Source organism: Mucilaginibacter sp. P1_D10 (genome assembly GCF_056406215.1).
Genome location: NZ_JBFUAP010000024.1, coordinates 14,424 through 25,528 on the forward strand (window position 1 = coordinate 14,424; position 11,105 = coordinate 25,528).

An 11,105-nucleotide genomic window follows, 5' to 3' on the forward strand; every position below is an offset into this window, starting at 1 on the left:
TGTAAACAATTTGTAAAACCAAAAACGGCCGCGAAAATGGATTGCGGCCGCTTGGCTTGTATGGCCTTACTTGATGTTTAATATTTCAATACCAAATATCCGGTTTTGCGTTTAAGTTTTTTATCGTCTTTATATTCTACCGAGTAGAAATAAGTGCCCTGCTGCATTTTTTTGCCGCTGTCGGTATGGCCGTCGAAACTCCGGCTGCCATCGTAGCCTTTCAGTTCGTACACCACGTTGCCGGTACGGTCTATAATGCTCACCTTATTATCCGGGTAAGCCGCTAAGCCATCAATGGTAAGCGCATCGTTTATACCGTCGCCGTTTGGCGATACCGCCTGGCGGACTATCACGTCAGGGTGGGTGTTTGTCGTTCCCTCTTCGTTAACAATGCCTACCGTTTTATAGGTGTGGTTGGTGGTGGCGATGAACGAGGACGATCTCGTAATGTTTATTTGATAAGTTTTAGTAGTAACACCATCCGGGGCTGTTACAATTGTGGTAATTGTGGTGGTGCCTGAATGACTAACCGGAATTGGGTCTGATTGTACACCCGACAGCGCTGGGGTTCCGTTGACTGTCATAGTGGCGGCAGGGTCGCTTAAAAAAGCAGTGTATTTAATGTTTAAAATGGAAGTATTAACAACCATCGTATAGCTGTTAAAGGTACTGCTGGTAACATCCTTGGTTAAGGCAGAACCTGTATTTAATTTTTGTTTATCGAGATTTGCATTGCTCGAACCGGTTTTACTGATTACCAGCCGGTAAGTTTTACTTAGCCCGCTTGGTGCGGTAATTATAGTGTTAATGGTTGTAGTGCCGCTGGTATTAAGCGCTATCGATGCCGACTCATCGCCAGATGGAACAATTGTACCATTTATTTTAATTACTGAGGCGGTATCTTCTGCAATAGCCATCAATTTAACAGTTGTTGTACCGGCACTTACAGATGCGCTAAAGGTGTCAAGCGTATCGCTCGATGATACTTTGGTGATCAACGATTTTGTATCGAGCCGTTGCGTAAACAAATTGACATTTGATGCCGGCGGCAACCGGGTTACAATAATTGTGGTGGTTTTCTGTGTACCATTGGGAGCCGTTGCCACTATGGTAATAGTGTTGTTACCTACCGTTAATGGTATGGGCGATGAAAATACGCTGTTTGTTACCGCCATTCCGTTTAGCGTTGCCGATGCATCGTTGTCTTGTGTTTTCAGCCTTATTTTTATTGAAGTAATGTTATTGGCAACCGTGTCTCTGTATGAAAAGACATTAGTGCGAAAACCAGGGTTTAGCACACCTTCGCTGGGCGTAAGGCCAGATAAACGATACTCGCCGGAAACGGGACGGGTGAGAGCCATAGTATATGTTCTCTTTGTCACGCCATCCTGGGCTGTGGCCACCACGGTTACAGTAGTAGTACCGTAAGGCGTAGGCACCGTAACCGATGGTGAAGATGGCGTTATGGCAATCCCGTTAACGGTTCCGGTAGCCAATGCAGCAAATGTTGGAGTTAATTTAACAAACGTAATATCTGAAGCCAACGATGCCGTGTAATTGTACACCTCCTGATAAAAATGCGGGTTTAACCCAACACTACCATTTGGTATCGATGTGGTAATGTTTGGATTAGACATATAAACCTGCGAGGATGGCGGATAGGTAACTGTAAGTTTATAGGTTTTACTGGTGAGTCCATCTGCCGTGGTTACAACAATGTTAAATACTTTATCACCAAGTGTCAAAGGAGCGGTTCCGTAACGCTGCCCCGAGGTTACCGATACGCCATTGATTTTAATTGTAGAGGATGGGTCACTCACCGTGGGCTTAATATAATACATGTTATTTCCGTAAGAATCCTGCCCTTTTGTAACTTGTTTATAATTAAGGGTATCCTTATTAAACAAAGGCTGTAGTCCTGGCGAGTGCTCATAAGTCTCTAAATCAGCCAGGTCGGCATTGGTGTATTTTACCCGGAGAGATATCGTAGTAGAGTCCATTGTGCCCGCAGCATTGTAGGCGTACACTTTATAATCCTGCAACGGTGCGCCTACAGAGGGGGTGCCGCTGATAACGCCTGTTGCGTTGTTAAAGTGCAAACCATCCGGCAGGGGTCTATCTAAATGATAGCCACCGCTTGGCTTTATTTTTTGAAGGTAAACGGTAGAGTTAACGCCGGGGTTTTGCGCGGTAGCGATATACAATACACCCTTTGGGTCAATTGCCAGGCTTTTTACCAGGCTCGTGCCGGTAGATAGGCCCGACAACATAGTGGTAACTGTAGTACGGTTTGATGCAATTTGTTTTACAGCAGTTTTTTCAAGAACGTAAATGTTGTTACCTGCATCTGTTACCAGCGATGTGGGATTGGTAAGTGTAGCTGCAAGTGACGAAAAACCGGAAAGGGGGGCAAATTTATCTATTTTATTCGATGTGGTGTTAATCGTATAATATTTGCTATCTACATCTCTAGCTAAGCCGGTTTGACTGGCCAATTGTACGTTGACCGTGGTTTTTGCACTGCCATCGGCCGGGATCTTATAAATTGTACAATACGGTTGCTGGTCCCAAACAGCGGGGTTGGCGTTGCGTTCTTCTATTTTATTAACAATGTACAACGTTCCATTAGCATCGGCTATCATACCGATAACGCCATATGTTGTTGTTTTAGTAAATATTGTTGTAGAGGTACTGCCGCCGCCCGGCGGCAATTTTTTTATGGAGCCATCATAATTCACAAAAATATTGCCGGCGTAGTCAACCGCCACCCCTCTTGCATCGGTAGAAAATGTGCCGCTCGTTATTAAAACCGGTGCGCCACCGCTTGGGGCAATACGGTACACACCGCCCGGAGAGGCGTGGTATATATAGCCATTTTTATCAACGGCGAAACTGTAATTATTATAACTGCCGGTATTTATGGTATCAATATGGGTACTATATCCCTGGGGGGAAACATTACTGCTGGTTGGCGTAAGGCTGGTGCTTTTGCCGGCAGAAAAACTTTTTACTCCGCTTCCATAACTTATACTTGGGCTTTGCGCAAGCATTTGCCCCGGCAATATTATTATTAAAATAATTGCCAGCGCAAACCACTTAACTTTAGTAACAGCAGTTGTAATGTAATGCTTAACCATGATTTATAGTTTAGGTAATTTTTTTATTGTTTGCTAACAGATTGTAAAGTAGACAAATATATTAGTAATTGCTTTTATAAACACCAAATGGCTGCCAATTAATTAGCAGCCATTTAGTGTTTATAATGATAAGATTTATGATTTTAATATTTCAACACTAAGTACCCAGTTTTGCGCTGCAGCCCTTTATCGGTCCGGTACTCTACCGAGTAGAAATAAGTGCCCTGCTGCAATCTTTTGCCCGCAGCAGTACGCCCGTCGAAACTCCGGCTGCCATCGTAGCCTTTCAGTTCGTACACCACGTTGCCGGTACGGTCTATAATGCTCACCTTGTTATCCGGGTAGGCCGCTAAGCCATCAATGGTAAGCCTATCGTTTATACCGTCCTCGTTTGGTGATACCGCCTGGCGGACTATCACGTCAGGGTGGGTGTTTGTCGTTCCCTCTTCGTTAACAATGCCTACCGTTTTATAGGTGTTGTTGGTGGTGGCGATAAGCGAGGAAGCTTTAGAAATAACGATAATGTATTTTTTCTTATAGTTGGTATCCTGGGCCGTTACTATGGTTGTAAGCGTTGTGGTACCGGTTGGGTTAAGCGGTACATTGTAGGAATATCCGCTCGAAGGTATTGCAACGCCGTTTACGCGCACAGTGGCTTTGCTACTGGTGGTGCCTACTAATAGGTAAATACTGCTAGTGCCCGCTGATACCGTTGCCGAATACCGGTTTTCGATGCTGGATATATACGTACGGGTAAGCGGGTAATTGGGATTTAATTTTTGCAGATTCAAGGTAGCATCTTTAGACGGGAGTTCTGAAACGTTGAACTGGTAGCGTTTTAAGGTGCCATCCGGGGCGGTCACGGTAATTTCAAAAGTAGTGGTACCTACATAATTAGGAGCCATTAACGGCGATTTGTGGCCGGACGCTACCACCTGGCCGTTTACCCGAATTACCGCATTAGTATCGCTGGCTGTCGGCGTAAACTGAATATTAGACCGGAGAGTTAAAACTTGTACAGAGTAAGTATTCAATTCATTACTGATAATTATTTTTTGCACATTAGTTGCAGCCAAACCGCTGCTTACATAGCAATTAGCGAGGTTAGCATCGCTTGATCCGTTTTTGGCAACTGCTATTTCATAAGTTTTGGTAGTTGTGCCGTCTTGCGCGGTAACAACAGTAGTTATGGTAGTTGTACCACTTGTGTTTAACGTGACAGGGGTTGATTCGGAGCCGGATACCACTGTAACACCATTTACTTTTACAGTTGATGTCGCATCATCTGCAACAGGTACTATAGTTACACTTGAAATACCCGGGTCAACAGAGGTTGTGTACCTGTTTAATGTTGGGCTGTTTGCATCCTTGGTTAATATAGCCGGGATCCCTAAGTTAAGCGATATGAGATTGGCGTTGCTTGAACCGGTTTTACTAACAGTAATACGATATTTTTTTGTTGCAGCGTTATATGCTGTTACAACTGTATTGATGATGGTTGTACCGGTAGGGTTAAGGGAAATGCTGCCGGAATATGTACCCGATGAAACGGTTACTCCGTTAACTTGTATGGTTGCATTAGGGTCGCTGGTTACGGCCAACAGTTTAACAGTTGTTGTACCCGGCGCTACCGATGTTGTATAAGTTACCAGCGTATCGCTATTTATTACCCTGGTGAGGAATGATTTTGTATCCAGACTTATCGAACTCAAATTCGCATTGTTTGCAAATGCCCTTTTTACGTAAAACTTGTACAGGTTAACCTCACCGTGTTCTGCGGTAACTTCCACCGTCATTTTATTGTTACCATCCGCCAGCGGCACCGCTAAAGGCACGCCCCGCAATGCAGGTACGCCATTTACTTTTACAGATGCGAGGGCATCTTCTGTTGTTGCTGTGATATGATAAGAGGTGATATTACTACCGGCTACCAACGGATCGTAATTATTAACCAAAGAATTAAATGCAGGCGAAAATGCGCCCAAATCTGTGCTCAGGCTGGCCAATTTGTTATTTGTATTAGCAGGCCTGCGCGTGGCCATAAGCGTGTACGTGTGATGGTTATCACCGTTTTGGGCCACCACTTTAATAATGATCTTGTTATTGCCCACCCTAAGCGGCACATTAACCGATGGCGAAGCAGTGGTGATCAGTATTCCATTTACAGTTACGGTGGCCAGTGTATCTTTGGCAACCGGGATTATATCCATAGTGGAAGCAGCATGAGGTACCGAGGTGGTGTACTCATAAGTATCGTAATCAAACCTCTTGTTCAGTGCGCCAGGGTTAAGTGTCAGGTCTTTTAACTGATTAAAGGCCGAGAGCAGGTGGCTTACCACAACGGTATAGGTTTTAACGGTAACTCCATCCTGGGCGGTAGATTTTATTACGATAGTAGTAGTAGCAGTGGCACCCATATTTAAGTTTACGCGCACAAATTTTTGCGTAGGCGTAATTAAAGTGCCATTAACCGTTACGCTTGCGGTAATATCTTGCTTTACGGGCTGGATATCTAACGTCGTTGTTTGATAGCTGGCTTTATAAGTATAATTATAAACTGATTGCGAAAAGTAAGGGGTTGTCAAATTGGATGTCCCTAAAGAGGTCAGAGTGGCGTTCGATGAAGGAAGGCGGGTTACTGTTAGCTTATAGGTCTTTGTCCTGGTGCCATCGGCAGAAGTTACCACTGTATTTATTACGGTATTCCCTACGTTCAAAGATACAAACCCCGAGGTTTGCCCGGAATTTACGCTTTTGCCATTTACCTTGATGGTTGAGCTGAATTTAAGCACCGTAGGCTTTACCGTGTAACTGAAGGTATTGTTTGGCACAGTTACGGTATAATTAAGCGAATCTCTGTTAAAGGCAGGACTAAGTGTACCGGAATAACCTTCCAGATTGCTTAGATCTGCGTTGGGCGTTTGTGCCATCAAATGCGTGGGCAGCATCATCAAAATGATAATTGCGAGGACAAACTGTTGTACTTTAATGGTAGCAGTTGTAAAGTATTGTTTATTCATGAGTTATTGTTTAGGTAGGCCCAAATTTACTTGATATATAACTGATTGGTAAGTAGACAAATATAGACGTAAAAGCGTTGATAAAAACAAAGGGCTACGAATTAATTCACAGCCCTTTGTTTTTTATGATCGTAACTTAATCCAGGTTTAATACTTAAGCACTAAGTATCCCGTTTTGCGCTGCAGCCCTTTTTCGTCCCGGTATTCTACCGAGTAGAAATAAGTACCCTGCTGCATCTTCGCTCCGTTTGATTTATGCCCGTCGAAAGTGCGGCTGCCGTCGTAGCCTTTCTGTTCGTAAACCACATTGCCAGTACGATCTATGATGCTTACCTTATTATCCGGGTAGGCCGCTAAGCCGTCGATGGTAAGGATATCGTTTATGCCGTCGCCGTTTGGTGATACCGCCTGGCGCACCACCACATCAGGATGGGTGTTTTTAGTTTCATCCCTGGTAACAATGCCTATAGGGGTAACACCATTGCTGTTAGTAGAGGCGATGAAGGATGACGTTTTTTTGATGACCGTGATATGGTAGGTGCGGGTTGTAACTCCATCTTCTGCGGTTACAACGGTAGTAAACACGGTAGGCCCGCTGCTGTTTAAAGGCAAAAGCCCTGATGTGCCCGATGGTGTTATTACACCATTTACTTTTATTACCGCATTTGTATCAACTGCAAGCGCTTTTTGCCTAACGCTGGTTGTACCCGCCGAAACCGTGTAAAAGTAATCGCCACCAATTGGGCTACTGGTATAACTTCCTTTAGTAAGGCTTATGGTTGACAGGAAGGCGTTGTTATTACCGTTTTTACTTACAGTTACTACATAAGTTTTGGCATTACCCGCCTGTGCAGTTACTTCGGTAGTAATGGTAGTGGTACCGCTCGGGTTTAACGGTATGGCAGCCGATGCTGCGCCAGATGCTACCGGGGCGCCGTTAATGGTTATAGTTGCAAAGGGATCGCTTGTAATAGCCGTTTGGGTAATGCTGGTTGTACCGGTGCTTACCGATGTGCTGTAAGTGTTAAGCGTTTGGCTGGTGCTCTGCGGAAATAGGCTCGATTCTGTGTTGAATGTTATGGATGCGAGGTTGGCATTGGTAGAGCCGGTTTTGCTGATAGTTACCACATACGTTTTGGTAACGCCGCCCGGTGCTGTAGCAATGGTGGTTATGGTTGTTGTGCCGCTACCGTTAAGAGCAATGGCTTGCGACGCTACCCCGGAGGCTACAAGTTGGCCATTCACTGTGATGGTTGCATCCGGGTCGCTGGTAACGGCTGTTTGTTTTATAGTGGTGGTACCTGGGCTTACAGCTGCTGTAAAGGTGTTTAATGCGCCGGTAGTTACATCCTTTACCAGTATAGATTGTGTACTTAAACTGAGCGATGTAAGATCGGCATCGCCTGAGCCGTTTTTACTGATGGTTATTTCGTAGGTTTTTGTAGTGATGCCATCGGGCGCTGTTACCACGGTAGTAATTACCGTTGTGCCGGTAGGGTTAAGCGCGATAGGGCCCGATTGCGCGCCCGATGCTACCGTTGTGCCGTTGACCGTTAGGGTAGCTGCCGCATCGCTGGCCACCGAAGTTAGCTTAACGCTGGTGCTTGCCATGCTTACCGTTGCCGTATAAGTATTAAGCGGGGTTGAGGTAACCACCTTGGTAAGTACCGATTTGGTGTCCAGTTCCTGCGAAAGCAGGTTAGCATCGCTCGAACCGGTTTTACTGACAACTACCTGGTAGGTTTTGGTAACGCTGTTTGGCGCGGTAACCACGGTGGTTATGGTAGTAGTACCTGTTGGATTAAGCGCTATGGGTGCCGATTCTTCCCCGCTGGCAGTGGCTACGCCATTGATAGTGAGTGTGGCAGATGGGTCGGTAACGAAAGCCGCCAGCTTTACGCTGGTTGTTCCTGCGCTTACCGTAGCGCTATAAGTATTAAGCGAACTGCCGGAAGACAGCTGTGTAATAACCGATTTGGTATCTAAACGTTGCGTTGCCAGGGTTGCATCCCCCGCCGCGGCGCGTTTTATGTTTATTGTATAGGTATTAGTAGCCGAGTTATCGGGTGCCAATATTGTTACCACTATGGCATTATCGCCAACGCTTAGCGGCACGCTAACCGCCGAGCCGGATGTTGCCGGGCTGCCGTTCACTTTTAAATAAGCGCCAATATCATCTAACGTAGCGGTAAGGTTTAACGATGTGGTAAGGTTGCTTACCGCAGGCGCGGTATAATCATGCACCAGGGGGTTAAAGTATGGCGACAGCCTGCCGGTGCTTACCGCCAGGTTGTACAACTTGTTGTTCGAGGTAGGTGCAAGGCGGGTAATTACAAGGGTATAAACACGAATATTTCCGTTTGCTGCGGTTACCTTTATATCCACGTAGTTTAGGCCATACACAAGGGATACATTTTTTGATGTGCCACTGGCAATTGTATCTGTGTTAACCCGGAGGGTTGCTTCCACTTGTTCTGCCGTTGGCGTTATATCCACAGATGAAACATTCGGGCCAACTGTGCTGTGGTAAACAAATATAGCCGAACTTAGGCCGGGGGTGATAGGGGTACCTGTACTAAGTGTGAGGTCTTGCAGGTAATTATTGCCAGATAGGGGGCGGAATACGGTTACGGTATAAGTTTTGGTGCTGCTATCCGAGGCAGTAACTACTATAGATATCGTATTAGCGCCATGTGCTAACGGCACGGTAACAAAGCCTGCCGATGTTATTGTGACGCCATTAACTGCAACCATAGATGTTGAGTCAATTTTTTCTACTCTGACACGGATAGTACTAAATCCCGGGCTTGTAGTAGTACTATACTTATATACATCCGGATCAAAATCCTCAATCGCAATATCGCTTAGCCAAATATTTCTTAGATTGCTACTGCCTGGGGCCGGAAGCCTGGTTACTACTATGGTGCGGGTAATAATATAAGGGTCAAAGGTACTGACAACCGGGATAGATGTGTTGCCCACGCCCAAGGCTACATTTACAGTTGGCGAACCAGAGGTGACGGCGGTGCCATTAATCGTTAACCCGGCGTATGACGATGCTGTGGTGGCCGTAACATTGATACTGGTTGTAGCACTGCCCACCGTATCTGTGTACATTAAAGTATTTTGGTTAAAAGCAGGGCTCAATTTGCCTTTGTTTACCGTAAAGCTGCTAAGTTCCAAATCTTCAGGCACATTGCGTGGTAAATAAATTTTGTAGGTGCGGTGTTCGCCATTTGGCCAGGTTACTTCTACAGGATATATATTTGAACCAAGATTTAAATGCGCTGTAAAATACGGCGCTGATGGGGTTATTGGCGTGCCATTGTAAGTTATAGTGGCGCCGGGATCGCCAACTGAAGGCCTTATATTAATCGTATCCTGCTTGAAACTCTGGTGGCCGGTGTAGGTATATATGTGATTTGCGCTGTTGTAGGTGAAATTCGGATAAACATCTGGTGTAAAAGTTACGTGCAGGGCTGCCGGCAGAGCCTGTGCGCGATGGGCGATTACCGTATAAGTTTTTTTTGTTAGGCCATCGGGCGCGGTTACCTCAAACCTGAAAACATTATCAATCTTGTCCAATTCGCCATGAGTGGCCAATGTTCCGGATGTCACGGGTACGCCATTTAGCTTAATAGTGGCACCAGCCACGGCAACAGTTGGAGTTATATAAATGTAATCATAAACGTCATATGAGTTGGTTACCGTAATAGTATAATTAAGGGTGTCCTTGTTAAATTTTTGCCCCAGTTTATTATTACTTACTGCCAAACTCGCAAGGCTTGCGTTCGAACTGGTGGAGATAGTTCTAATAGGTACAACTACAGAATCAACGCTGCCTGATGCGTTATATGCATAAACAGTGTAATTGGTAGTAACATTGAGAGGTGAAGCACCTGTTGGGCTGCCGCTGATAACGCCCGTATTGTTATCGAATTTCAATCCGGCAGGCAGTGGTTTGTTAAGATGGTAACCTCCGGCCGGGCCAATTTTTTGTAGGTAAACATTGGTGTTTACGCCCGGGTTTTGTGCGGTGGCAATGTACATGTTGCCTTTGGGGTCGATAGTAACGCTTTTTGCAAGGCTTGTGCCCGTTGAAAGCCCCGATACCAGCGTAGTAACTGTAATCCTGTCCGGAGCGATTTGTTTGATGCTCGTTTTGTCAGCCACATAAATATTGTTGCCGGGGTCTGTAGCGAGCCAGGTTGGTGCGGTAAAGGCAGAGGCTATTGCTATCGATGACGAAGAACCTGTGATTTTATATATTTTTTTATCAGAGTTCCGGATCATGTAAGCAATGCCATCAGCATCAACGCCTACCTTGGAATAGGTGACCGGAATGTCGAAGACTACGGTTGAGTTGGATGTTCCAAAGGGCACTTTAACAAGATAGTCGCGGTAACTATCTTCTACAAACGCATTGCCCTGTGCATCCAGGGCCATATTTGAAAGACCGATGCCCTCAGCAACGAATTGAGAGGTGCTGCCACCTGTAGGCGGCAACCGTTTTACGGCACCATTGTAATTTACAAAGATGTTGCCGGCCGTGTCGAGCGCTATGCCTATCGCTTGCGAACTGAACGAGCCGCTTGTTATCAACACGGGCGTTCCACCACCTGGTGGTATCCGGTACACCCCGCCGGGCGATGCATGGTAAATATAACCTTTACGGTCAACCGCGAAGCTATAGTTATTATAGCTGCGAAAGTCTACGGTATCTATATGCGTGCTATACCCTGCGGCAGATACATTGCTGCTGGTTGGGGTTAATGTTGCCGCAGTGCCTACGGTAAAGGTATGCACGCCACTGCCATAGCTTACGCTTGGCGTTTGCGCCATCAAATACGCCGGCAACATTATCAAAATAGTAATTGCCAATGCAAACTGTTTTATTTTATTACCAGCAGTTGTAATGTAACGCTTATCCATGATTTAGAGTTTAGGT

3 protein-coding genes are annotated in these 11,105 nt (G+C 45.6%); all 3 read right to left on the minus strand.

Annotated elements, in window-relative coordinates:
- Positions 1-77 precede the first annotated feature (77 nt).
- Positions 78-3,137 carry a cadherin-like beta sandwich domain-containing protein gene (locus tag AC1DYT_RS25285; protein ID WP_477472274.1) on the minus strand — a complete coding sequence of 1,020 codons (3,060 nt, stop codon included), beginning with the start codon at positions 3,135-3,137 and terminating at the stop codon, positions 78-80.
- A 143-nt stretch (positions 3,138-3,280) separates the two neighbouring features.
- The gene (locus AC1DYT_RS25290; protein ID WP_477472275.1) at positions 3,281-6,157 is read right to left on the minus strand and encodes a cadherin-like beta sandwich domain-containing protein; all 2,877 of its coding nucleotides are present in this window, start codon (positions 6,155-6,157) and stop codon (positions 3,281-3,283) included.
- Between the two features lie 147 nt (positions 6,158-6,304).
- The gene (locus AC1DYT_RS25295) at positions 6,305-11,089 is read right to left on the minus strand and encodes a cadherin-like beta sandwich domain-containing protein (RefSeq protein ID WP_477472276.1); all 4,785 of its coding nucleotides are present in this window, start codon (positions 11,087-11,089) and stop codon (positions 6,305-6,307) included.
- Positions 11,090-11,105: the final 16 nt, after the last annotated feature.

Excerpts from the sequence above, each read along its gene's own strand:
- AC1DYT_RS25290 (WP_477472275.1), bottom strand. The coding sequence starts at position 6,157 with ATGAATAAACAATACTTTACAACTGCTACCATTAAAGTACAACAGTTT.
- AC1DYT_RS25295 (WP_477472276.1), bottom strand. The coding sequence starts at position 11,089 with ATGGATAAGCGTTACATTACAACTGCTGGTAATAAAATAAAACAGTTT.
- AC1DYT_RS25285 (WP_477472274.1), bottom strand. The coding sequence starts at position 3,137 with ATGGTTAAGCATTACATTACAACTGCTGTTACTAAAGTTAAGTGGTTT.